Raw genomic sequence first — 23,963 nt, forward strand, 5'->3', positions numbered from 1 at the left:
GGTTATTTTTAGGCTGTTTAAATTAAATAAATAAATTATGAGCCAATCATAAATAACAACCTTTAATATAATTTGACTACCAAATTTATATTCGTTCACAAAATAGTCATGCATTGTGTGCAATAGAAACAGTTCAGATAAAAATAGGGATCTACTTCACAATTTAAATGAGAAACTAAAACTTACATCTTGAAATAATCTCATTGATTAGATGAATATTTGTGGTTCAGTGACATCATTTTTAAATAATAGTTCAAATAAAAGGGCTCACGATGAAAAAATTAACAGTGGCAATTTCTGCTGTAGCTGCATCTTAACGTATAAACTAGATTTAATAACAACGATATCCGTACCTATCCGGATATCTAATGTCATAAGCATCCCTTTAATTATCCCCTCAACCTCTTGTAACTTTCCCACTCTTGAACTCCACATAGTCCAAACGCCGGATGCAAAAAAATCACACGTGCATTTCTGAAATTGTGATGGAGGAAGATAGTATCAATTATATGTGCTTATAAACGTCCCCGATTAGCGCAGAAGTCACCGAATTGTTCAGGCTCCAATAGGTTGAGTATGCCGTATTGATTTTCCAAAATAAAAAACGATGCAGCTACTTCTTCATAAAATAGTTTTACTCTCTGGACGCTTTTCTTAGCTCTCTTGGTGTTATCTTAAAACGATTATGGAACCTTTCAGTAAAACGAGAAGGACACTTGTAACCATTTTCCCTGGCAATCTCGCTGATGGGTTTTACTGTCGTTTGTATAGCAGACAACGCATTATTTAACCTCACGTCGTCCAATATACTTTGAAAACTTACTCCCTCGCTTGCCAGACGGCGATGCAATGTGGAAACAGAAATGTAGAGATATCTCGCTACCCTGTTTGCTGTCCATTTTGTTCCAGGTTCGGATAGCATTAGGTTATAACAACGACTTATTAATGATTGTTTACTATCTGATAAAAGTAAATAATTAACATGATGTGCTCCTAATGAAAGTAGAACGCCCATTGCTAAGTGTTCCTGAATTTGCGGTGAGAAGCCTCGGAAAATAGATGTTTTTAGTTGCTCCCAACAATATATTAACTCGGGATTCTGAGGTAAGCAGAAACCTGTCGTGTTACGAATTTGATCAGTTATCGCATAAAGCTTTTGGAACCTTTCAATTAGATCAATGGGATAATAAAGCATTTCTGCAAGATAAAGACCTGCTTCTGGGTAATTCGCAATATAAAATTCATATCCACAGGGAAATAAAATTATCTGATTATTATCAACAGTTAGACTATGCGTTTCCCAATTGATAACTTTTTTTCCCTGACGGATACGACATAAAGCTGGCATAAGAGGCTTAACCCTGTGAATCTCATGATGTTTATGCATCCGTATTTCTTCAATCTTTAGGTTAGTCCTATCTTTTGCCAGCATACTCTTATCCTACTTTACCTCATAAACGGGTGTTATCTCAGCGGTTGCAATTTTATTGGCATTAAGCATATAACCAACTAACGCTCCGCTGGAATTAGAATCCACAGGAATCTTATCAGTTTTTAGAGCCCATATTTTAAACTGGTAATGATGGGGTTTATCTCCTTTGGGAGGACATGCTCCACCAAATCCCGCATAGCCAAAATCATTTCGGCCTTGGACAGCACCAGTCGGAAGTTTTGTACCATCACGTCTTCCTGCATCAGCGGGCAAATATGTTACCGTTGCTGGAATATTAGCAACAGTCCAGTGCCACCATCCACTGCCTGTAGGCGCATCTGGATCATACACAGTTACGGCAAAGCTTTTGGTGCCTTCTGGAGCACCAGACCAGGTTAATGAGGGCGATGTATTACCCCCCTCACACCCAAATCCAGAAAATACATGAGACGTTGTAAGTTGCTCTCCTGTTTTTATTTCATTACTAGTGACCTGAAATGCTGCGGCCTGCGCAGAAAATGTTATGAATGCCAATACACTTGAAACGATAAGCTTTTTCATAAAAACCTCTTTGTTGTGACCTATCGTTATTTTATTTGATGTGCCTTGCTCTCATTATGCATAAAGGCGCAATGATCGTGCAAATGCAATCATAATTATAAAGTTGCCCTCAGCATTAGCCATAATATGCACAAATTACATTCCTGTTGTCTCAAGGATAATTATTTTTTAATGCGGTGCACTTCGTGACAACAAGTTAATGACTAACACACCGGCACAAATTAACATCATGCCTATGATGGCTGGCAGGTCCAGTCGTTGGCCAAAAAATCCCCAGGAAAGCAAACTAATCAGAACGATACCGACTCCTGACCAGATAGCATAAGCAATCCCTGTAGGTATATAAGCCAGCGTCTGAGCTAATAACCAGAATGATGCACAATAACAAATAATTGTGCCAACAGAGGGCCATAACCGTGTAAACCCCTCTGAAAACTTCATTAAGGTTGTACCAATGACCTCTGCAAGTATTGCGCCACCAAGATAAATATAAGGGTTCATAGCATATTCTTTCCTGTTCATACTGGAGAGAATTGTACTACAGTTTGAACACAACTCACCGTTTTCATCCTGGTGTATGTGTATCCAGGGGGCTCTGGCGTGGCAAGAGATAAAGGCAGGAACAATAATGATCAGAAGGAACCCAGGGCTAACGAAAGAGTTCACTCTTCCTATGAGCAAAGCGAAGACAAAACATGTTATCGCGTTTACAGATCGTGGATGGCAGAAAACTTTCAGAATCAGGTTTCCATTTTAAACCAGAAATTGAGTGTGTTTGCCCCATCCATGCCCCACGCGGTGAGATCGGATGTAATCAACAACAGGTTACACAACTTACACCTGCATGCTCATCACTTCCTGATACGCCGCCACCAGCTTATTACGCACCTGAATCCCCATTTGCATTGAAACTGAGGCTTTTTGCATATCGGTCATCACATCGTTTAACGCCACGCCGGGTTCGCCGAGGGTGAATTTTTCTGCCTGCGTGCGGGCGGCGGTTTGTGTATCGCTTATGCGATCGAGCGCGGCATGCAGCTGCCCGGCAAAACTAATGGTCGGTTGCGGTAGTGATTCCTGCGCACGCGCACTCATCGCCGTAGCCTGTAACTGGCTGATAATCCCTTCAATCCCCTGTATCGCTGACATTTTCATCTCCCGGATAATTTCTGGTAGCAAAGCCTACCAGTAAGTCAATAAGACAAAGGCGCTAAATAGCAACAAAAAAACGGGTTTATTGGCGGATAGAAAAAAACGAAAGCACAAATAATGGCAGCGTCAATTTTTCGAGTTTGCTGACCCGGGAGTGAGTCTTGTTCCACTTTGCCAATAACGCCGTCCATAATCAGCCACGAGGTGCGCGATGAATGCGACTGCAGCCCAGACAAAATCTCTTGAGTGGCTTAATCGCCTGCGTGCGAATCCGAAAATTCCATTGATTGTTGCCGGTTCCGCAGCAGTGGCGGTCATGGTCGCACTGATCCTGTGGGCGAAAGCCCCCGACTACCGCACATTATTCAGCAATCTTTCCGATCAGGATGGTGGCGCAATTGTCAGCCAACTGACGCAAATGAATATTCCTTACCGCTTCAGCGAAGCCAGCGGCGCGATTGAAGTTCCGGCAGATAAAGTTCACGAACTGCGCCTGCGCCTGGCGCAACAAGGTTTGCCCAAAGGCGGCGCGGTCGGTTTCGAACTGCTCGATCAGGAAAAGTTTGGCATTAGCCAGTTCAGCGAACAGGTGAATTATCAGCGGGCGCTGGAAGGCGAGCTTTCTCGTACCATCGAAACTATCGGCCCGGTAAAAGGGGCGCGCGTACATCTGGCAATGCCAAAACCGTCTTTATTCGTCCGTGAGCAAAAATCCCCTTCTGCATCGGTGACGGTAAATCTGTTACCCGGCCGCGCACTCGATGAAGGGCAAATTAGCGCCATTGTGCATCTGGTTTCCAGCGCAGTTGCTGGTCTGCCGCCGGGGAACGTGACGTTGGTTGATCAGGGCGGACATCTGTTAACCCAGTCCAACACCAGCGGGCGCGATCTTAATGATGCTCAGTTGAAATATGCCAGTGATGTCGAAGGCCGAATTCAGCGGCGTATTGAAGCGATCCTGTCGCCTATTGTCGGCAATGGCAATATTCACGCCCAGGTTACGGCGCAACTGGACTTCGCCAGTAAGGAGCAAACCGAAGAGCAGTATCGCCCTAACGGTGATAAATCTCAGGCGGCGCTCCGCTCACGCCAGCTTAATGAGAGCGAGCAAAGCGGTTCCGGTTATCCAGGCGGCGTACCGGGTGCGTTGTCGAATCAACCAGCACCCGCAAATAACGCGCCGATCAGCACGCCTCCGGCAAATCAAAATAATCGCCAGCAGCAGGCAAGCACCACCAGCAATAGTGGGCCGCGTAGCACACAGCGTAATGAAACCAGTAACTACGAGGTCGATCGCACCATTCGTCATACCAAAATGAACGTGGGCGATGTGCAACGTCTGTCAGTCGCGGTAGTGGTGAATTACAAAACCTTGCCAGATGGCAAACCGTTGCCTCTCAGCAACGAACAGATGAAGCAAATTGAAGATCTGACTCGCGAGGCGATGGGCTTTTCTGAAAAACGCGGTGACTCGCTCAATGTCGTTAACTCGCCGTTCAATAGCAGCGACGAAAGCGGTGGAGAACTGCCGTTCTGGCAACAACAGGTATTTATCGATCAGTTGCTGAGCGCCGGACGCTGGTTGCTGGTACTGCTGGTGGCGTGGCTACTGTGGCGTAAAGCGGTACGTCCACAGCTAACTCGTCGCGCTGAGGTGATGAAAGCTGTGCAGCAACAGGCGCAGGCCCGCGAGGAAGTGGAAGATGCGGTGGAAGTCCGCCTGAGCAAAGATGAACAACTCCAACAACGACGCGCGAACCAACGTCTGGGGGCAGAGGTCATGAGCCAGCGTATCCGTGAAATGTCTGATAACGATCCGCGCGTGGTGGCGCTGGTCATTCGCCAGTGGATAAATAACGATCATGAGTAACCTGACAGGCACCGATAAAAGCGTCATCCTGCTGATGACCATTGGCGAAGACCGGGCGGCAGAGGTGTTCAAGCACCTCTCCCAGCGCGAAGTGCAAACCCTGAGTGCAGCAATGGCGAACGTCACGCAGATCTCCAACAAGCAGCTAACCGATGTGCTGGCGGAGTTTGAGCAAGAAGCTGAACAGTTTGCCGCACTGAATATCAACGCCAACGATTATCTGCGTTCGGTGCTGGTTAAAGCCCTCGGTGAAGAACGTGCCGCCAGCCTACTGGAAGATATTCTCGAAACCCGCGATACCGCCAGCGGTATTGAAACGCTCAACTTTATGGAGCCGCAGAGCGCCGCCGATCTGATTCGCGATGAGCATCCGCAGATTATCGCCACCATTCTGGTGCATCTGAAGCGTGCGCAAGCCGCCGATATTCTGGCGTTGTTCGATGAACGTCTGCGCCACGACGTGATGTTGCGTATCGCCACCTTTGGCGGCGTGCAGCCAGCCGCGCTGGCGGAACTGACCGAAGTACTGAATGGCTTGCTCGACGGTCAGAATCTCAAGCGCAGCAAAATGGGCGGCGTGAGAACGGCAGCCGAAATTATCAACCTGATGAAAACGCAGCAGGAAGAAGCCGTTATTACCGCCGTGCGTGAATTCGACGGCGAGCTGGCACAAAAAATTATCGACGAGATGTTCCTGTTCGAAAATCTGGTGGATGTCGACGATCGCAGCATCCAGCGTCTGTTGCAGGAAGTGGATTCCGAATCGCTGTTGATCGCGCTGAAAGGGGCCGAGCAGCCACTGCGCGAGAAATTCCTGCGCAATATGTCGCAGCGTGCCGCCGATATTCTGCGCGACGATCTCGCCAACCGTGGTCCGGTGCGTCTGTCGCAGGTCGAAAACGAACAGAAAGCGATTCTGCTGATTGTGCGCCGTCTTGCCGAAACTGGCGAGATGGTGATTGGCAGCGGCGAGGATACCTATGTCTGATAATCTGCCGTGGAAAACCTGGACGCCGGACGATCTCGCGCCACCACCGGCAGAGTTTGTGCCAATGGTCGAGTCGGAAGAAACCATTATTGAAGAGGCCGAACCCAGCCTTGAGCAGCAACTGGCGCAACTGCAAATGCAGGCCCACGAGCAGGGTTATCAGGCGGGGATTGCCGAAGGTCGCCAGCAAGGTCACGAACAGGGCTATCAGGAAGGACTGGCCCAGGGGCTGGAGCAAGGTCTGGCAGAGGCGAAGTCTCAACAAGCGCCAATTCATGCCCGGATGCAGCAACTGGTCAGCGAATTTCAAACTACCCTTGATGCACTTGATAGTGTGATTGCTTCGCGCCTGATGCAGATGGCGCTGGAGGCGGCGCGCCAGGTCATCGGTCAAACGCCAACGGTGGACAACTCGGCGCTGATCAAACAGATCCAACAGTTATTGCAGCAAGAACCGTTATTCAGTGGCAAACCGCAACTGCGCGTGCACCCGGATGATCTGCAACGTGTTGATGATATGCTGGGCGCAACCTTAAGTTTGCATGGCTGGCGCTTACGGGGCGATCCCACGCTCCATCCAGGCGGCTGCAAAGTCTCCGCCGATGAAGGCGATCTCGATGCCAGCGTCGCTACTCGCTGGCAAGAACTCTGCCGTCTGGCAGCACCAGGAGTGGTGTAATGACCACGCGCCTGACTCGCTGGCTAACCACGCTGGATAACTTCGAAGCCAAAATGGCGCAGTTGCCTGCGGTACGTCGCTACGGGCGATTAACTCGCGCTACCGGGCTGGTGCTGGAGGCTACCGGATTACAATTGCCGCTCGGCGCAACCTGTGTGATTGAGCGCCAGAACGGGTCGGAAACGCATGAAGTAGAAAGCGAAGTGGTTGGTTTTAACGGTCAACGGCTGTTTTTAATGCCGCTGGAAGAAGTGGAAGGTGTCCTGCCCGGCGCGCGCGTTTATGCCAAACACATTTCGGCTGAAGGGCTGCAAAGCGGCAAGCAGTTGCCACTCGGTCCGGCGTTATTAGGTCGCGTTCTGGATGGCAGCGGTAAACCGCTTGATGGCCTTCCCTCCCCCGATACGACCGAAACAGGTGCGCTGATCACCCCGCCTTTTAACCCGTTGCAACGTACACCGATTGAACATGTGCTGGACACGGGCGTGCGCCCAATCAATGCCCTGCTTACCGTTGGGCGCGGGCAGCGTATGGGGCTATTTGCTGGTTCTGGTGTCGGTAAAAGTGTGCTGCTGGGGATGATGGCACGTTACACCCGCGCCGATGTCATTGTCGTGGGTTTGATTGGTGAACGTGGGCGCGAAGTAAAAGATTTTATTGAGAATATCCTCGGTGCCGAAGGGCGTGCACGCTCCGTGGTGATTGCCGCTCCAGCGGATGTGTCTCCGCTCCTGCGAATGCAAGGTGCCGCCTATGCCACGCGCATTGCCGAAGATTTTCGCGATCGTGGTCAGCATGTGTTGCTGATTATGGACTCCCTCACCCGCTACGCGATGGCCCAGCGTGAGATTGCGCTGGCGATTGGCGAACCGCCTGCCACCAAAGGTTATCCACCGTCGGTATTCGCCAAATTACCGGCGCTGGTCGAGCGTGCCGGTAACGGTATCAGCGGCGGCGGCTCAATTACGGCGTTTTATACCGTGCTCACCGAAGGCGATGACCAGCAGGACCCGATTGCCGACTCCGCACGGGCGATCCTCGACGGTCACATTGTTCTTTCTCGTCGTCTGGCGGAAGCCGGACACTATCCGGCGATTGATATTGAAGCGTCGATCAGCCGTGCAATGACGGCGTTGATCAGCGAGCAACATTACGCGCGAGTGCGCACCTTCAAACAGCTGTTGTCGAGTTTTCAGCGTAACCGCGATCTGGTTAGCGTCGGCGCGTATGCCAAAGGCAGCGATCCAATGCTCGATAAAGCCATCGCTCTGTGGCCGCAGCTGGAGGGCTATTTGCAACAAGGCATTTTTGAACGCGCGGACTGGGAAGAGTCTCTCCAGGGGCTGGAGCGCATATTCCCGACAGTGTGAAAACGCAGGAGATAACGGCAGATGGCAGAACATGGCGCGCTGGCGACCCTGAAAGATCTGGCAGAAAAAGAGGTAGAAGAAGCCGCGCGCCTGCTGGGTGAAATGCGTCGCGGATGCCAGCAGGCAGAGGAACAACTCAAAATGCTGATCGATTATCAGAATGAATATCGCAATAACCTCAACAGCGATATGAGTGCCGGGATGACCAGTAACCGCTGGATCAACTATCAGCAGTTTATCCAGACGCTGGAAAAAGCCATTACTCAGCATCGCCAGCAACTTAATCAGTGGACGCAGAAAGTTGACATTGCCCTGAACAGCTGGCGAGAAAAGAAACAACGTTTGCAAGCCTGGCAGACACTGCAGGAACGGCAATCCACGGCGGCACTGCTTGCAGAAAACCGTCTCGATCAGAAAAAGATGGATGAGTTCGCCCAACGTGCCACCATGAGGAAACCCGAATGATTCGCTTAGCGCCCGTGATTACCGCTGACGTTGACATCGCCATATTGCCCGGCGGTAAAGCCAGCGATGTTACACAAGATTTTCTCGCATTGTTGAGCGGAGCATTAGCAGGTGAAACAACAACCGACAAAGCGGCCCCCCAGTTGCTGGTGGCAACAGAGAAGCCCACAACAAAAGGCGAGCCGCTGGTTAGCGATATTCTTTCCGATGTGCAACAAGCGGATTTACTGATCCCTGAGGATGGAATACCGCCTGTCATCAACGACGAACAATCCACATCAACACCGTTAACCACCGCTCAGACGATGACGTTGGCTGCGGTGGCTGACAAAAATACGACAAAAGACGAAAAAGCGGATGAGCTTAATGAAGACGTCACCGCAAGCCTGAGCGCCCTTTTTGCGATGTTGCCGGGTTTTGACAATACGCCCAAAGTGGCTGATGCGCCGTCAACCGTGTTACCGACAGAGAAACCAACTCTCTACACAAAACTGACTACGGCGCAATTCACAACCGCACAGCCCGATGACGCCCCTGACGCGCAAGCTCAGCCAGTAACACCGCTGGTAGCAGAGGCCCAGAGTAAAGCGGAAGTCATCAGCACACCTTCGCCGGTGACCGCTGCCGTCAGCCCGCTCATCACTCCGCACCAGACACAGCCGATGCCCACCGTCGCAGCACCTGTTTTGAGTGCGCCGCTGGGTTCTCACGAATGGCAACAATCATTAAGCCAGCATATTTCGCTGTTTACCCGCCAGGGGCAACAAAGTGCAGAGTTGCGTCTGCACCCGCAGGATTTAGGTGAAGTACAAATCTCCCTCAAAGTGGATGATAGCCAGGCGCAAATCCAGATGGTGTCACCGCATCAGCACGTACGCGCCGCGCTGGAAGCTGCGCTACCGGTACTGCGTACGCAGCTGGCAGAAAGTGGCATTCAGTTAGGGCAAAGCAACATCAGTGGCGAAAGCTTTAGTGGTCAGCAACAGGCCGCTTCACAGCAACAGCAAAGCCAGCGCACAGCAAATCATGAACCTCTGGCGGGTGAAGACGACGATGCGCTACCCGTTCCCGTCTCCTTACAAGGGCGCGTAACAGACAACAGTGGCGTTGATATTTTCGCCTAACGTCAGAGGTAGCACCGTAATCCGCGTCTTTTCCCCGCTTTGTTGCGTTCAAGACGCAGGATAATTGGCCGATAAGCAGTAGCGACACAGGAAGACCGCAACACATGACTGATTACGCGATAAGCAAGAAAAGCAAGCGATCGCTTTGGATCCCGATTCTGGTATTCATTACCCTCGCGGCCTGTGCCAGCGCAGGTTACAGCTACTGGCATTCGCATCAGGTTGCCGCTGACGACAAAGCGCAGCAGCGCGTCGTGCCCTCCCCGGTCTTCTATGCGCTGGATACCTTTACGGTCAATTTGGGTGATGCGGATCGCGTACTTTATATCGGCATAACTCTGCGGCTAAAAGATGAAGCTACCCGCTCGCGGCTAAGTGAGTATTTGCCGGAAGTCCGTAGCCGCTTGCTGTTACTGTTTTCGCGTCAGGATGCTGCCGTACTGGCGACAGAAGAAGGCAAGAAAAGCCTGATTGCTGAGATTAAAGCCACACTTTCCACCCCGCTTGTTGCCGGGCAACCGAAACAGGATGTCACCGACGTGCTGTATACCGCTTTCATTCTGCGATAACGACATGGGCGATAGTATTCTTTCTCAAGCTGAAATTGATGCGCTGTTGAATGGTGACAGCGAAGTCAAAGACGAACCGACGGCCAGTGTTAGCGGCGATAGTGACATTCGTCCGTACGATCCGAATACCCAACGACGGGTTGTACGCGAACGTTTGCAGGCGCTGGAAATCATTAATGAGCGTTTTGCCCGCCATTTTCGTATGGGGCTGTTCAACCTGCTGCGCCGTAGCCCGGATATTACTGTCGGGGCCATCCGCATTCAGCCGTACCATGAATTTGCCCGCAACTTGCCGGTGCCGACCAACCTGAACCTAATCCACCTGAAACCGCTACGCGGCACAGGGCTGGTGGTGTTCTCGCCGAGTCTGGTGTTTATCGCCGTGGATAACCTGTTTGGCGGCGATGGACGCTTCCCAACCAAAGTGGAAGGTCGCGAGTTTACCCATACTGAACAGCGCGTCATCAACCGCATGTTGAAGCTGGCGCTGGAAGGCTATAGCGACGCCTGGAAAGCAATTAATCCGCTGGATGTAGAGTACGTGCGTTCGGAAATGCAGGTGAAATTTACCAATATCACCACCTCGCCGAACGACATCGTGGTTAACACACCGTTCCATGTGGAGATTGGCAACCTGACCGGCGAATTTAATATCTGCCTGCCATTCAGCATGATCGAGCCGCTACGGGAATTGTTGGTTAACCCGCCGCTGGAAAACTCACGAAATGAAGATCAGAACTGGCGCGATAACCTGGTGCGTCAGGTGCAGCACTCACAGCTGGAGCTGGTCGCTAACTTTGCCGATATATCGCTGCGTCTGTCGCAAATTTTAAAACTGAAACCCGGCGACGTCCTGCCGATAGAAAAACCCGATCGCATCATCGCCCATGTTGACGGCGTTCCGGTGCTGACCAGCCAGTACGGCACCCTCAACGGCCAGTATGCGTTACGGATTGAACATTTGATTAACCCGATTTTGAATTCTCTGAACGAGGAACAGCCCAAATGAGTGACTTGAATAATCCGGCCGATGATAACAACGGCGCAATGGACGATCTGTGGGCTGAAGCGTTGAGCGAACAAAAATCAACCAGCAGTAAAAGCGCTGCAGACGCGGTATTCCAGCAATTTGGCGGCGGTGATGTCAGCGGAACGTTGCAGGATATCGACCTGATTATGGATATTCCGGTTAAGCTGACCGTCGAACTGGGCCGCACGCGGATGACCATCAAAGAGCTGTTGCGCCTGACACAAGGGTCAGTCGTAGCGCTGGACGGCCTGGCAGGCGAACCGCTGGATATTCTGATCAACGGTTATTTAATCGCTCAGGGCGAAGTGGTGGTCGTTGCCGATAAATATGGCGTGCGGATCACCGATATCATTACTCCGTCTGAGCGAATGCGCCGCCTGAGCCGTTAGCGATGAATAACCACGCTACTGTGCAACCGTCCGCGCCGGTTTCTGCTGCGCCGCTGCTGCAGGTGAGCGGCGCACTGATCGCCATTATTGCCCTGATCCTCGCTGCTGCCTGGCTGGTAAAACGGCTGGGATTTGCCCCCAAACGAACTGGCGTTAACGGTCTGAAAATTAGCGCCAGTGCTTCGCTGGGCGCGCGTGAAAGGGTCGTGGTAGTCGATGTGGAAGATGCACGCCTGGTGCTCGGCGTTACCGCAGGGCAAATCAATCTGCTGCATAAACTTCCCTCTTCTGCGCCAACGGAAGAGATACCGCAGACCGATTTTCAGTCGGTCATGAAAAACTTGCTTAAGCGTAGCGGGAGATCCTGATGCGTCGTTTGTTGTCTGTCGCACCTGTTCTTCTCTGGCTGGTTACCCCTCTCGCCTTCGCACAACTGCCGGGTATCACCAGCCAGCCGCTGCCTGGCGGTGGACAAAGCTGGTCACTCCCGGTGCAGACGCTGGTGTTCATCACCTCGTTGACGTTTATTCCGGCAATTTTACTGATGATGACCAGTTTCACCCGTATCATCATTGTTTTTGGTTTATTGCGTAACGCGCTGGGAACGCCCTCCGCGCCACCTAACCAGGTATTGCTGGGGCTGGCACTGTTTTTGACCTTTTTTATAATGTCGCCGGTGATCGACAAAATTTATGTCGATGCATACCAGCCGTTCAGCGAAGAGAAAATCTCAATGCAGGAGGCGCTGGAAAAAGGGGCGCAGCCGCTGCGTGAGTTTATGCTGCGTCAGACCCGCGAGGCAGATTTAGGGTTGTTTGCCAGACTGGCGAATACCGGCCCGTTGCAGGGACCTGAAGCCGTGCCAATGCGCATTTTGCTCCCGGCCTACGTGACCAGCGAGCTGAAAACCGCATTTCAGATAGGCTTCACGATTTTCATTCCTTTTTTGATTATCGACCTCGTGATTGCCAGCGTACTGATGGCATTGGGGATGATGATGGTGCCCCCGGCCACCATTGCTCTGCCCTTTAAACTGATGCTGTTTGTACTGGTGGATGGCTGGCAATTGCTGGTCGGTTCGCTGGCGCAGAGCTTTTACAGCTAGAGAGGCAAAATGACACCTGAATCGGTCATGATGATGGGGACTGAAGCGATGAAAGTTGCGCTGGCGCTGGCTGCCCCGCTGTTGCTGGTGGCGTTGGTCACGGGCCTTATCATCAGTATTTTGCAGGCCGCCACGCAGATTAATGAAATGACGCTGTCGTTTATTCCGAAAATCATCGCCGTATTTATCGCCATTATTATTGCCGGACCGTGGATGCTCAATCTGTTGCTGGATTACGTCCGTACCTTGTTCACTAACCTGCCGTATATCATCGGGTAGCCCGTACAATGTTGCAGGTGACAAGCGATCAATGGCTTTCCTGGCTAAGTCTGTACTTCTGGCCGTTACTGCGCGTGCTGGCGCTCATTTCTACCGCGCCAATTCTGAGCGAACGCAGCGTGCCGAAACGGGTAAAACTGGGTCTGGCAATGATGATCACGTTCGCCATTGCCCCATCATTACCTGCCAACGATGTTCCTGTTTTTTCGTTCTTTGCTCTGTGGCTGGCCGTGCAGCAGATCCTGATCGGCATTGCGCTTGGTTTTACCATGCAGTTTGCTTTTGCCGCTGTGCGAACCGCTGGCGAAATTATCGGTCTGCAAATGGGACTGTCATTTGCAACGTTTGTCGATCCGGGCAGCCATCTCAATATGCCCGTTTTAGCGCGCATCATGGATATGCTGGCGTTACTGCTGTTCCTGACATTTAACGGTCATTTATGGCTGATTTCACTGCTGGTGGATACCTTTCACACCCTGCCTATTGGTGGCGAGCCGTTGAATAGCAATGCGTTTCTGGCACTCACCAAAGCAGGGAGTTTGATTTTCCTCAATGGACTGATGCTGGCGTTACCGCTCATTACTCTGCTGCTGACACTGAATCTGGCATTAGGTTTACTGAATCGTATGGCCCCGCAATTATCCATTTTTGTTATTGGATTTCCATTAACTCTGACTGTCGGTATCTCATTAATGGCGGCATTAATGCCGTTAATTGCTCCTTTTTGCGAACATTTATTCAGTGAAATTTTTAATTTGCTGGCAGATATTATCAGCGAATTACCTGTAATATGATTCCCTAATGTTTATCTTGTTATCCTAAGGATTATCTGAAAAATAATACCCACGAACATCTTCCAGGATACTCCTGTGGCGAAATATTTGTTTTAACCTCACTCACATATCGCAACATTTACTTTACTTTAAGACAATTCCAGGCAAATTATACAACACTTTACGGGATAGTAAGTCCGCCTGAAAAATCGCGAGAGTGGCGCATTAGGTGACCCATGTTGTTCCGTTTAGTCATGATGAAATATTCAGGTAAGGGGAATTATCGTTACGCATTGAGTGAGGGTATGCCATGTCAACGATTATTATGGATTTATGTAGTTACACCCGACTAGGTTTAACCGGGTATCTGTTGAGCAGAGGGGTTAAAAAAAGAGAAATCAACGACATTGAAACCGTTGATGACCTTGCCATAGCTTGTGATTCACAGCGCCCTTCAGTGGTGTTTATTAATGAGGACTGTTTCATCCACGATGCTTCTAACAGTCAGCGTATCAAGCTCATCATTAATCAACATCCCAATACGTTATTTATCGTTTTTATGGCAATTGCCAATGTTCATTTTGATGAATATCTATTGGTCAGAAAAAATTTATTGATCAGTTCTAAATCGATTAAACCGGAATCTCTCGACGATATCCTTGGCGATATTCTGAAAAAAGAGACAACGATAACCTCGTTTTTAAATATGCCGACGTTATCATTGAGCCGAACCGAATCGAGTATGTTGCGAATGTGGATGGCAGGTCAGGGAACCATTCAAATCTCCGACCAAATGAATATCAAAGCCAAGACCGTTTCATCGCATAAAGGTAATATTAAACGTAAGATCAAAACGCATAATAAACAGGTTATCTACCATGTCGTCCGACTGACGGATAATGTGACTAATGGTATTTTTGTCAACATGCGCTAACACATTCTGACTGGTGGTTTCCCACCAGTCAGGCTGAATTAGATTACTCTGCTTTCTCCACAAAGATACCGTCCTGATGCCCTGCTTCATTAAAGAACCAGATGCCGAGCGGGTAGTCTTCCAGCGAAACCAGGTACATTGTGCCTTCACTAAACTCCTCAACTGCCAGTACCACGCCAGGACGACGCGGACCGCCATCCGTTTTGACTGTTACCCGATCATTCACCTTCATCGTTTTCCTCCTGTGGCTTTGTGCCAGTGTAGAACAATTTCGTTTTTCTGGCAGCGCCAGGCGCGCGCGAGTGCTGATTTTCTCGACGGTCTATACTTAAGAGATGCCAGGCGGACTTAACGACTGGCGGCAACAACAGAGTAACGGTTGCGAGGAAAGATGATGAAAACCGCAAAAGAGTACAGCGATACCGCAAAACGTGAGGTCAGTGTCGATGTCGATGCCCTGCTGGCGGCGATCAATGAAATTAGCGAAAGCGAAGTTCATCGCAGCCAGCACGATCCTGAACACGTTAGTGTCGATGGACGTGAATATCATACATGGCGTGAATTGGCGGATGCCTTCGAACTGGATATTCATGACTTCAGCGTCTCTGAAGTGAATCGTTGAATGCACAATAAAAAAATCCCGACCCTGAGGGGGTCGGGATTAAACTTGCTTAAGCAAGAAGCACTTAAAAAATTCGTTACACCAGGAAATCTGATGTGTTCATCACCTTATCCGCAATTTTTTTCGCTGACAAGAAAATATTCGTGATATGAATGATTAACGCTACTTATGAATAGAAATGTGACGCGCGTCACCCCTTGGTGGCTCTGGCGTCAACGGGATCGCTCCCGAAAAAATCATCTTTGATAATTTGTGCTGTTTTGAGAATCATCCTGGTAAGGGGAGTACTGCGCAACCATGCTTTCAATTCAACAACCACTACTGGTTTTTAGCGATCTTGATGGCACCCTGCTGGACAGTCATAGTTATGACTGGCAACCGGCCGCCTCCTGGCTCACCCGTTTACGGCAAGCAAATGTTCCTGTCATTCTGTGTAGCAGTAAAACCTCGGCGGAAATGCTGTACTTGCAAAAAACGTTGGGGCTACAAGGTTTACCGCTGATTGCCGAAAATGGCGCAGTGATCCAGCTTGCTGAGCAATGGCAGGATATAGACGGTTTTCCACGCATCATCTCAGGTATTAGCCATGGCGAAATCAGCCAGGTATTAAATACGCTGCGTGAGAAAGAGCATTTTAAATTCACAACTTTTGATGACGTCGACGATGAAACCATCGCCGAATGGACGGGATTAAGCCGTAGCCAGGCGGCACTGACGCAGTTACATGAGGCATCTGTAACGCTTATCTGGCGCGACAGTGACGAGCGAATGGCGCAATTTACCGCCCGTCTGAACGAGCTGGGCTTGCAGTTTATGCAGGGGGCGCGCTTCTGGCACGTACTGGATGCCTCTGCCGGAAAAGATCAGGCCGCAAACTGGATCATCGCGACCTATCAACAATCGTTAGGCAAACGACCAACCACGCTTGGTCTGGGCGATGGGCCAAACGATGCGCCCTTACTGGAGGTAATGGATTACGCGGTGATTGTGAAAGGGCTAAATCGTCAAGGGGTGCATCTGCATCATGAGGATCCGGCCCGCGTCTGGCGAACGCAGCGAGAAGGACCGGAAGGCTGGCGTGAAGGCCTGGACCATTTTCTCTCTGCCCGTTAAGCGTTGTCGCTCGCGAACACCCGATTGCGCCCTGCCTGTTTAGCGAGATAAAGCCGACGGTCAGCCAGTGACTGGAGTTGTTCAAAATCATAATCACCTGTTTCCTCGCTGCTGCTTACCCCCAGCGAGGCACTAATGCGTATCGTCGTACTCTTGGCGATCAACATCTCTTTTTCATTTAACTTCAGGCGAATACGTTCTGCAATTTCCGCGGCCTGCGCCAGATTCGCCCCTGGCAGAATCACACAAAACTCCTCGCCACCGACCCGCCCGGCAACGTCCTGCGCACGCAAGGAACTGCTAATTAATCCAGCAGCATGAGAAAGAACACGGTCGCCCGCCTGATGACCAAAGCGGTCATTAATCGCTTTAAAATGGTCAAGGTCGACCTGAATGACAGAAAAAGGATGTTGGTGCGTCTGACACAATTTAGCGAGCGGACGGGCTTTTTCGAACAGTGCGCCACGGTTATATAAACGCGTTAAGGTGTCGTGCCACGCCTGCCACTGCAACGAGCTTTGCAAAACATACATGTTGCTGACCATCCGGCGAATCACATACCAGGAGATGAGTAACATGGTGGTAAAGAGCGCCCACAGCAGGGTTAATGCAATGCTGATACTGCCGAAATCACCACGCACGCCTTCGCTTAGCGTATGGACGCGCACCAGCACACCGTCGAAATGGTCCAGACGTTCCCAGCTAACATAGCGACTGTTCATACGAATGCCGCCCCGCGTGTCATGTTCCATTGCCTGCGCCAGCAAGGCCAGTTCACGAGGATCAAAAATATTCCCTGTTGAATGGTCAGGATTAGAAGAGGTCAATAATCTCAGCTTACTGTCATAGAGCTGATACTCACCATCGAGGTTTTTATCGATGGCGTTTCTTAAAAATTGCTGCATGGTACGCACGGGAATACTCATCCCCAGCACGCCATACCAGTAGTTATCACTGTCTACCGGAACACTGACGGTAACCTGAGGTTCAGTATTGCTGGCATGTTCTGACTGCGAGGTGAACCAACGTACCGCGCGTTGACGATTTTCTCGTTGCGAATGGCCGACAAACCAGGGTTGGGTGACATAGCCGTAATAACGCGTTGGTACATTGCGCGTAAACAAGGTCGGCTGCGTCGAAACGTAAAATCCGGCACGCGAGACATACATAGCTTGTTCGACCATCGACGAGGAATTGTGCGCCAGTCGTAGCAAGTAACCAACCTCCAACGCAGCAGTAACTTCATTGTCGAGGCTTTCATTTTCGCGAGACAGGAGATTTCCCTCGCTGACTAATGCATCCGAAACGCCATTGACTGGCAGGGTGCGTCGTCGGTTGAGTTCGATTTGCCAGGCGTGATCGTCGCGATGCTGTTCGAACTCCGTTACGGCATTACGCAAAGAGGTAAAATCCAGTGGCGCTACGAGAGCTTCGCGCATGCCATTACGCAAAAAGATCAGTTTGTCGACGTTATACTGCAGATGCTTATCGAGCGCGTTAGCTACGTTTTCCAGATGATTACGCTGGCTGGAGATATAGGCATCTTCCAGAACCACCACTTCACGCCAGGTGAGCAAGGTGGAAAAAAGCAGCACTACGATAAAGCAGAGATTAACGACATGACCAGGCCCCAGGCGGCGCGCAAGTTTTTTCAACCAGCTCTGGTTTTCCATTTTTGTCTCGTGCTGCACCCTGACGACTCCCAACCTGCTTTTTTATGATTCTGGCATAACCTGGCGATAGCGTACCGCAAAACAGCGATAATTTTATAATGGTGGCATGATAAGACGCGACTATCATTCATTGCAGGCATTGGCACACCAGGCCGGATGTGATCCGGCCTGGTGTTAATGATACCCTTTCAAACTTCTTCCGCAGGACGACTCCCCTCCCCCGGAACAAGCTCGGTTTCATGAAAAGCTTCCCGCTTGACCCCATAACCGTCATACCAACGACACTCAACCATACCGCTGGAATAGCCGGTGACAATCATCCGCGGGCCGCCCTCTTTAACCGTTACTTCCTCACTAATCATAAAGCTCATACTCGCCTCCTTTTTTCGAGTGAAACTTGTTCACCTTAGTTGAAGATGGCGAATTTTGCATAATAGCCAGTGCGAGTATTAATGTGCCTGACCGCGCATTTTCGCTACCGCTTTCACTCCCAGCACCACGATGCCGCCGATGATAAAACCAAGTATCAGATTTAAAACAGTCGGTAATATCATCGCCACCACTGCACTTTGCTGCCCGGCGAAATGTTCAATAGCGTGATGCAGCGGCGCAATACCATGAACCACAATCCCGCCACCGACGAGGAACATCGCCAACGTGCCGACAATTGATAACGCTTTCATCAGCCAGGGCGCGATAATCAATAACCCTTTACCCAATGCCTGCATCAGCGCGCTGGATTTTTCCGCCAGCCAATACCCCAGGTCATCAATCTTAACAATAACCCCTACCAGCCCGTAGACGCCCACGGTCACTACCAGTGCGATGCCTGAAAGCACCAGCACCTGATTAAGCAACGGCGCTTCTGCCACAATCCCCAGCGTGATGGCGACGATTTCCGCAGACAAAATAAAATCAGTACGAATCGCCCCTTTTATTTTGTCCTTTTCAAACTTCAGCGGATCCTGCGCCGCCAGCTTCTCCAGACGCTGCTGACTCTGCGCCGGATCTTCTTTGTGTTTACGCGCCTCCAGCATATGCAGCACTTTCTCTACCCCTTCAAAGCAGAGAAACGCGCCGCCAATCATCAACAAAGGCGTAATCGCCCACGGGATAAATGCACTGATGATCAGCGCCAGCGGTACCAGAATCACTTTATTGATCAGCGATCCTTTCGCCACTCCCCAGACCACGGGAAGTTCCCGGTTGGCACGCACACCTGAAACTTGTTGTGCATTGAGCGATAAATCATCCCCTAGTACACCGGCGGTTTTCTTCGCCGCCAGTTTGCCCATCACGGAGATATCGTCCAGCAGTGTGGCGATATCATCGAGCAACGTCAGTAAACTACTCCCGGCCAAAAGCATTCCCTCTCATTTTTATTGTTGAAGGGAGTAAGTATGAAGCAAAAACGGCAGCTCTGATACTTGCTTCATAGGTCAACATTTTTTTAACAATCAAGTGCAATTATATCTCTCGCCAGCAGAATGATTTTCACGTTTACTATGAACCACCTTTTTATTTCCACCGTGAGGGATTATGCGTTTCCGCCAGTTATTACCGCTTTTTGGCGCGCTGTTTGCGTTGTATATCATTTGGGGCTCAACCTATTTTGTCATTCGGATTGGCGTGGAAAGCTGGCCTCCGTTAATGATGGCGGGCGTTCGATTCCTGGCAGCCGGTATTTTATTGATGGCATTTTTGCTACTGCGCGGACACAAACTCCCCCCGCTACGTCCGCTGCTCAATGCCGCGCTGATTGGCCTGTTATTGCTGGCTGTCGGTAATGGCATGGTGACAGTTGCCGAACATCAAAATGTTCCATCCGGCATCGCCGCCGTAGTGGTTGCAACCGTGCCCCTCTTTACCCTGTGCTTCAGCCGCCTGTTTGGCATTAAAACGCGCAAACTGGAATGGATGGGTATCGCCATTGGGCTTGCCGGAATCATCATGCTCAATAGCGGGGGTAATTTAAGCGGCAATCCGTGGGGCGCGATTCTGATTTTAATCGGCTCGATTAGCTGGGCGTTTGGCTCGGTTTATGGCTCGCGCATTACCTTACCTGTAGGGATGATGGCGGGTGCGATTGAGATGCTGGCGGCTGGCGTGGTGTTAATGATTGCGTCGATGATTGCGGGTGAAAAACTGACGGCGATCCCTTCCCTTTCAGGCTTCCTTGCGGTCGGCTATCTGGCGCTGTTTGGTTCGATTATCGCCATTAACGCTTATATGTATTTAATCCGCAACGTCAGTCCGGCTCTCGCCACCAGCTACGCCTACGTTAACCCGGTGGTCGCGGTCTTGCTGGGTACGGGACTGGGCGGAGAGACTCTGTCTAAGATAGAATGGCTGGCGCTCGGCGTGATTGTCTTCGCGGTGGTACTGGTCACGTTAGGAAAATATCTTTTCCCGGCAAAACCCGTAGTTGCGCCAGTTATTCAGGACGCATCAAGCGAGTAAATGAATCCCCTGCGTGTCGATCTGCGCGCTGGCACCTTCGCCGCAGATCCACTCTTCCAGACGCTCGCTAAGCGCTTCATCCGTCAGCTTCTCGCGCCCACGTAACGCACACTCCCAGACAATCAGTACGCGCCAGCCAAGCTCCTGCAAGCGACTGATATCGCGGCGATCGCGCTCAACATTTTTACCTATCTTCTCCAGCCAGAACTCGGTTCGAGTCGCGGGCACTTTAAACAGATAGCAGTGATGATGGTGCCAGAAGCAACCGTGGGTAAATATCACGCAGCGATATTCATCAAGAACAAAATCCGGGCGTCCGGGCAAACAGGCGTCCTGAACGCGAAACGCCAGTCCCTGCCCGGTTAACAAACTGGCGAGGCGCTTCTCAATCGCCGTATCGCGCGTGGCAATTGCGCGCATATTTTTGCTGCGTGTAGCCTTATCGTGAACGTCGGCCATGTTTTGCTTCTTGCTGACGCAACGCCACTGCCTGTTTGATTTTTGGTTCAAGCAGTTTTGCCACCGCGGCAAAGACCGGCACGACCACCGAGTTACCGAACTGGCGATAGGCCTGAGTGTCCGAAACCGGAATGCGAAATTTCGCTTCTCCTGGTGCTTCAAAGCCCATTAAGCGCGCACATTCACGAGGCGTTAACCGACGTGGGCGGTGTTGCTGGTTCTGCGGATCGTCAAAGTCTTTCTCACCCGTGGCTATATCCCAGCCGCGATCAATTAAAATTTCCGCGCCATCTTTGTAATAACGAGCAGAAAGCGTACGCGTGACGCTTTGCGGATTGTTCGGATAAACCATTCCATAACCGAAGCCGTTACCGCGCGCCTGATGTTTTTTCGCATAACGATAGAGGTAATTCCACAGCACCGGCGTCAGGATATATTTCGCCTCAACCATCGGGTCCAGCAACTGCGCCAGTGTCATTCGCTGTGCAGGGAAACATTTGCTGATCTCACGCAGGGTAAAATCGGCTTTCAGATTCAGGTCGCGACGAAAACCCACCAGCACGATGCGTTCACGGTGCTGCGGAAGGAAATGTTTACCGTCAATGATTTTCGGATCGTCCGGGCCATTATCTTCTGCATCTGCCACGTCATAGCCCAGTTCATCCAACGTCTGCATGATGATACGGAACGTTTTCCCCTGGTCGTGGCTTTTCAGGTTTTTGACGTTTTCGAGCACAAAAATCGCCGGGCGACGCGCGTCGATAATACGCACCACATCGAAGAACAGCGTGCCCTGGGTATCACAGGCAAAACCGTGCGCTCGTCCGAGTGAGTTCTTTTTCGATACGCCAGCCAGAGAAAACGGCTGACAAGGAAAACCGGCCAGTAAAACATCGTGCTCAGGAATATGTTGACGGATATGTTCCGCCGCCGCGTCATCACCTATACCCTCTTTGTGGCTGAGAGTGATGTCGCGAATATCTTCATTAAAGTGATGCGCCGCCGGGTCGCAATAATAGTTGGCTTTATAAGTGCGTACCGCATGTTTGTTCCATTCGCTGGTAAACACGCACTGCCCACCAATCGATTCAAAACCGCGACGAATACCACCAATCCCGGCAAATAGATCGATAAAGCGAAACGCATAATGCGGATGATGTGCCGGTGGAATGGGTAACAACGTTTGCAGATGGGCGAACTCTTTCTCACTTAAACGGTGCCATGCTGAGTCATTCGCCAGCGCACGTTTTAAAATTGCCGCGCTCCGGTGATTCTCACCCACACCATTAAGCTGCGCCACCAGCGTTTTGACATCATAAATTTGCAGCAGTTGCTCCAGCATTGCCTGTGCGGCATTCCCGGTGCTGTATGAATCGGTTACTGATATATTTTCCTGCATAGATTTAACCGGCCATCTGAGATGGTCGACAGGTTAACATAATTACCATCATTTAGGGCCACGCGCTCAGCCAACCGGTGAAAACGTATCAATCACTTTGTGATCGATACCTTCATTCTCTCCCGCCAGCTCGGCACTGAGCTTCGCCATAAACTCGACTAAAAATTGCGCGTTGTACTGCGCCAGTTGTTTGCCTTTTATGGTTTGCATGGTGTGCGGTAGCTTCAGCAACTTAGTCTGAAAATGATCCAGCGCGTAACGTTTATCATCAAGTGGGCGATTCTGCGCGAACGGATCTTCGCCATCAAACAATGCCACGCCCAACGCCCCCGAAACGGCAAACACACGCGCCAGGCCAATCGCCCCCAGAGCTTCCAGCCGATCCGCATCCTGAACGATTTTAGCTTCCACCGTTAAAGGGGCAATTTGCGCGCTAAAACTGTGTGCGGCAATGGCATGGCAAACAGCCTCGATTTTTTCTGCTGGAAATTGCGCGAATTCTTCACGCAGCAGGCGACGCGTCTCTTCTGCTGCCAGTATTGAAGAACGCTGCCGTTGCGGATGATTTTTCGCCAGGCTCACGATATCGTGAAAATAACAGGCGGTTAAAATCACCAGCATATCAACGTCGTCATCTGCCGCCAGTTTCTGTGCCGTAGCCCAGACGCGGCGAAAATGACACAGGTCATGTGCCGCGTCCTGATGTTGATGATGGTTTTTCAACCAGTTTTCGAACTGTGCCTGCCAGTGTTGTAAGTCCATACGCGCTCCGTTGCCAAAGAGTCGCAACCTTAGCAGTTTTTATTCATAGCGTCTGCTACGTGCGGGACGAGGTCGGGTGTACCAGGCAATGCCGCCTAGCAAGGCACCAACCAGGGCCATAAACAGAAATCCGACCAATGCTCCTAACCACTTCCCCGCAGTAGATCCTAAATCACTTTCAAATCCCGACACGGGGGCATCGGGGATCCGGCTCATCACCCAGATGTATCGCGCCATTGCCCAGACGAAATAGCCACACCATGTATAGAAAGCCCACAAAGCCAATTTGCCGCCAGGGCTGCGAGAGAGTCTCTCTTCCATCTTTGTCGAACCGTATTCCATTTTGAGATAACCCGGAAAATTCAGACTTAGTACTATTATGTGATAAAAGTCACATTTTTCCACATTGGATGAGTCAGTCAAGACTCAATCATTTTTTGAACAAATAGATAGTTTTTGCACAACGGCAATAATTACCGGAAAAACAGCAATAAAGATTTATTTTTATCTTGGATAATGGTTTTATTAATTCACCCAAACAATACATTAGCACTGAATACAATTATACCTTTTTAGATTTCTGTGTCATGATAACCCCGTTATTAGCCTTTTATCGTCTTGTTTATATTTTTTGGGCCGGCATGATGCCGGCTTTTTTTATGCCTTCATTAATGTGCGCGCGATCACATAGGCCGTCTGGCGCAAAAATCATTGACACTCCCTATCTTTCCATAAAATCCATAACCCATTGATAT

General features: G+C 50.4%; 29 protein-coding genes. 17 read left to right on the forward strand and 12 right to left on the reverse strand.

The features are described from left to right. Window positions 1-634: 634 nt before the first annotated feature. The 4 genes from HEN33_RS20790 to fliE form a co-directional block, all read right to left on the reverse strand. Window positions 635-1,432 (reverse strand): helix-turn-helix transcriptional regulator, encoded by a 798-nt coding sequence (locus tag HEN33_RS20790; protein WP_176263363.1) that lies wholly within the window; start codon window positions 1,430-1,432, stop codon window positions 635-637. A gap of 9 nt (window positions 1,433-1,441) precedes the next feature. Then, window positions 1,442-1,993, reverse strand: coding sequence for a Raf kinase inhibitor-like protein YbcL (ybcL, locus tag HEN33_RS20795; RefSeq protein WP_001613319.1), 552 nt, complete (start codon window positions 1,991-1,993; stop codon window positions 1,442-1,444). A 168-nt stretch (window positions 1,994-2,161) separates the two neighbouring features. Further along, entirely contained in the window at window positions 2,162-2,494 is a 333-nt protein-coding gene (gene emrE / locus HEN33_RS20800; RefSeq protein ID WP_001070440.1) for a multidrug efflux SMR transporter EmrE, read from the reverse strand. Window positions 2,495-2,827: 333 nt separating this feature from the next. Beyond that, window positions 2,828-3,142, reverse strand: coding sequence for a flagellar hook-basal body complex protein FliE (gene fliE, locus HEN33_RS20805; protein WP_176263364.1), 315 nt, complete (start codon window positions 3,140-3,142; stop codon window positions 2,828-2,830). Window positions 3,143-3,356: 214 nt separating this feature from the next. On the opposite strand from fliE, the gene fliF reads away from it, so the two are divergent. From fliF to rcsA, 14 genes are all read left to right on the forward strand, one after another. After that, window positions 3,357-5,015 carry a flagellar basal-body MS-ring/collar protein FliF gene (fliF, locus tag HEN33_RS20810; RefSeq protein ID WP_176263365.1) on the forward strand — a complete coding sequence of 553 codons (1,659 nt, stop codon included), beginning with the start codon at window positions 3,357-3,359 and terminating at the stop codon, window positions 5,013-5,015. Next, window positions 5,008-6,003: a flagellar motor switch protein FliG gene (fliG, locus tag HEN33_RS20815; protein WP_000067950.1), complete on the forward strand. Its 996-nt coding sequence runs from the start codon at window positions 5,008-5,010 to the stop codon at window positions 6,001-6,003. Before fliF ends, fliG begins: the two co-directional genes overlap by 8 nt. Continuing rightward, complete coding sequence (gene fliH, locus HEN33_RS20820; protein WP_001282678.1) at window positions 5,996-6,682, forward strand: flagellar assembly protein FliH; 687 nt, start codon at window positions 5,996-5,998, stop codon at window positions 6,680-6,682. Before fliG ends, fliH begins: the two co-directional genes overlap by 8 nt. Further along, window positions 6,682-8,052 carry a flagellar protein export ATPase FliI gene (gene fliI, locus HEN33_RS20825; RefSeq protein ID WP_000213273.1) on the forward strand — a complete coding sequence of 457 codons (1,371 nt, stop codon included), beginning with the start codon at window positions 6,682-6,684 and terminating at the stop codon, window positions 8,050-8,052. Before fliH ends, fliI begins: the two co-directional genes overlap by 1 nt. Window positions 8,053-8,073: 21 nt before the next feature. Further along, window positions 8,074-8,517 carry a flagellar export protein FliJ gene (fliJ, locus tag HEN33_RS20830; protein WP_097497502.1) on the forward strand — a complete coding sequence of 148 codons (444 nt, stop codon included), beginning with the start codon at window positions 8,074-8,076 and terminating at the stop codon, window positions 8,515-8,517. Further along, on the forward strand, window positions 8,514-9,641 hold the full coding sequence (locus HEN33_RS20835) for a flagellar hook-length control protein FliK (RefSeq protein ID WP_176263366.1): 1,128 nt from the start codon (window positions 8,514-8,516) through the stop codon (window positions 9,639-9,641). Before fliJ ends, HEN33_RS20835 begins: the two co-directional genes overlap by 4 nt. A gap of 104 nt (window positions 9,642-9,745) precedes the next feature. After that, window positions 9,746-10,210, forward strand: a complete 465-nt coding sequence (gene fliL / locus HEN33_RS20840; protein WP_000133109.1) for a flagellar basal body-associated protein FliL — start codon at window positions 9,746-9,748, stop codon at window positions 10,208-10,210. 4 nt (window positions 10,211-10,214) lie between these two features. Continuing rightward, window positions 10,215-11,219 carry a flagellar motor switch protein FliM gene (gene fliM, locus HEN33_RS20845; RefSeq protein ID WP_001353133.1) on the forward strand — a complete coding sequence of 335 codons (1,005 nt, stop codon included), beginning with the start codon at window positions 10,215-10,217 and terminating at the stop codon, window positions 11,217-11,219. Further along, the gene (gene fliN / locus HEN33_RS20850) at window positions 11,216-11,629 is read left to right on the forward strand and encodes a flagellar motor switch protein FliN (protein WP_001281692.1); all 414 of its coding nucleotides are present in this window, start codon (window positions 11,216-11,218) and stop codon (window positions 11,627-11,629) included. Before fliM ends, fliN begins: the two co-directional genes overlap by 4 nt. Before the next feature lie 2 nt (window positions 11,630-11,631). Then, complete coding sequence (gene fliO / locus HEN33_RS20855; protein WP_001059109.1) at window positions 11,632-11,997, forward strand: flagellar biosynthetic protein FliO; 366 nt, start codon at window positions 11,632-11,634, stop codon at window positions 11,995-11,997. Further along, a complete protein-coding gene (fliP, locus tag HEN33_RS20860) occupies window positions 11,997-12,734 on the forward strand; it encodes a flagellar type III secretion system pore protein FliP (RefSeq protein WP_001253450.1) in 738 nt (245 codons plus the stop codon). The genes fliO and fliP overlap by 1 nt, the downstream gene beginning before the upstream one ends. 9 nt (window positions 12,735-12,743) lie before the next feature. After that, a complete protein-coding gene (gene fliQ / locus HEN33_RS20865) occupies window positions 12,744-13,013 on the forward strand; it encodes a flagellar biosynthesis protein FliQ (protein WP_000187358.1) in 270 nt (89 codons plus the stop codon). 8 nt (window positions 13,014-13,021) lie between these two features. Further along, window positions 13,022-13,807, forward strand: coding sequence for a flagellar biosynthetic protein FliR (gene fliR, locus HEN33_RS20870; protein WP_000942317.1), 786 nt, complete (start codon window positions 13,022-13,024; stop codon window positions 13,805-13,807). A gap of 289 nt (window positions 13,808-14,096) precedes the next feature. Beyond that, window positions 14,097-14,720: a transcriptional regulator RcsA gene (gene rcsA / locus HEN33_RS20875; RefSeq protein ID WP_000104001.1), complete on the forward strand. Its 624-nt coding sequence runs from the start codon at window positions 14,097-14,099 to the stop codon at window positions 14,718-14,720. A 43-nt stretch (window positions 14,721-14,763) separates the two neighbouring features. On the opposite strand, the gene dsrB is transcribed toward rcsA, so the two are convergent. After that, a complete protein-coding gene (gene dsrB / locus HEN33_RS20880) occupies window positions 14,764-14,952 on the reverse strand; it encodes a protein DsrB (protein ID WP_000867217.1) in 189 nt (62 codons plus the stop codon). A 162-nt stretch (window positions 14,953-15,114) separates the two neighbouring features. Here dsrB and yodD point away from each other — a divergent pair, with 162 nt between their 5' ends. Beyond that, a complete protein-coding gene (yodD, locus tag HEN33_RS20885; RefSeq protein WP_001353131.1) occupies window positions 15,115-15,342 on the forward strand; it encodes a peroxide/acid resistance protein YodD in 228 nt (75 codons plus the stop codon). A gap of 297 nt (window positions 15,343-15,639) precedes the next feature. Then, window positions 15,640-16,455, forward strand: coding sequence for a mannosyl-3-phosphoglycerate phosphatase-related protein (locus HEN33_RS20890; RefSeq protein WP_105278976.1), 816 nt, complete (start codon window positions 15,640-15,642; stop codon window positions 16,453-16,455). Here HEN33_RS20890 and dgcQ read toward each other — a convergent pair. From dgcQ to HEN33_RS20905, 3 genes are all read right to left on the reverse strand, one after another. Further along, window positions 16,452-18,146 carry a cellulose biosynthesis regulator diguanylate cyclase DgcQ gene (gene dgcQ / locus HEN33_RS20895; RefSeq protein ID WP_176263367.1) on the reverse strand — a complete coding sequence of 565 codons (1,695 nt, stop codon included), beginning with the start codon at window positions 18,144-18,146 and terminating at the stop codon, window positions 16,452-16,454. The genes HEN33_RS20890 and dgcQ overlap by 4 nt on opposite strands. Before the next feature lie 170 nt (window positions 18,147-18,316). Continuing rightward, window positions 18,317-18,499 (reverse strand): YodC family protein, encoded by a 183-nt coding sequence (locus tag HEN33_RS20900; RefSeq protein ID WP_000009244.1) that lies wholly within the window; start codon window positions 18,497-18,499, stop codon window positions 18,317-18,319. 78 nt (window positions 18,500-18,577) lie between these two features. Continuing rightward, window positions 18,578-19,495 carry a DUF808 domain-containing protein gene (locus HEN33_RS20905; RefSeq protein WP_000922683.1) on the reverse strand — a complete coding sequence of 306 codons (918 nt, stop codon included), beginning with the start codon at window positions 19,493-19,495 and terminating at the stop codon, window positions 18,578-18,580. Between the two features lie 172 nt (window positions 19,496-19,667). Here HEN33_RS20905 and yedA point away from each other — a divergent pair, with 172 nt between their 5' ends. Then, on the forward strand, window positions 19,668-20,588 hold the full coding sequence (gene yedA / locus HEN33_RS20910) for a drug/metabolite exporter YedA (RefSeq protein WP_097399264.1): 921 nt from the start codon (window positions 19,668-19,670) through the stop codon (window positions 20,586-20,588). Here yedA and vsr read toward each other — a convergent pair. The 4 genes from vsr to drpB all read right to left on the reverse strand — a co-directional run bounded on the left by vsr (window position 20,577) and on the right by drpB (window position 23,529). Further along, on the reverse strand, window positions 20,577-21,047 hold the full coding sequence (gene vsr / locus HEN33_RS20915; RefSeq protein ID WP_160523673.1) for a VSPR family DNA mismatch endonuclease: 471 nt from the start codon (window positions 21,045-21,047) through the stop codon (window positions 20,577-20,579). The two genes, yedA and vsr, sit on opposite strands and share 12 nt — an antisense overlap. Next, window positions 21,028-22,446 carry a DNA-cytosine methyltransferase gene (gene dcm / locus HEN33_RS20920; RefSeq protein ID WP_176263368.1) on the reverse strand — a complete coding sequence of 473 codons (1,419 nt, stop codon included), beginning with the start codon at window positions 22,444-22,446 and terminating at the stop codon, window positions 21,028-21,030. The genes vsr and dcm overlap by 20 nt, the downstream gene beginning before the upstream one ends. A gap of 66 nt (window positions 22,447-22,512) precedes the next feature. Next, window positions 22,513-23,208, reverse strand: a complete 696-nt coding sequence (locus tag HEN33_RS20925) for a phosphohydrolase (protein WP_175101741.1) — start codon at window positions 23,206-23,208, stop codon at window positions 22,513-22,515. A 39-nt stretch (window positions 23,209-23,247) separates the two neighbouring features. Further along, window positions 23,248-23,529 (reverse strand): cell division protein DrpB, encoded by a 282-nt coding sequence (gene drpB / locus HEN33_RS20930; RefSeq protein ID WP_243040254.1) that lies wholly within the window; start codon window positions 23,527-23,529, stop codon window positions 23,248-23,250. Between the last annotated feature and the right edge of the window lie 434 nt (window positions 23,530-23,963).

Source organism: Escherichia sp. 94.0001, assembly GCF_013369155.2.
GTDB classification, from domain to species: domain Bacteria; phylum Pseudomonadota; class Gammaproteobacteria; order Enterobacterales; family Enterobacteriaceae; genus Escherichia; species Escherichia coli_F.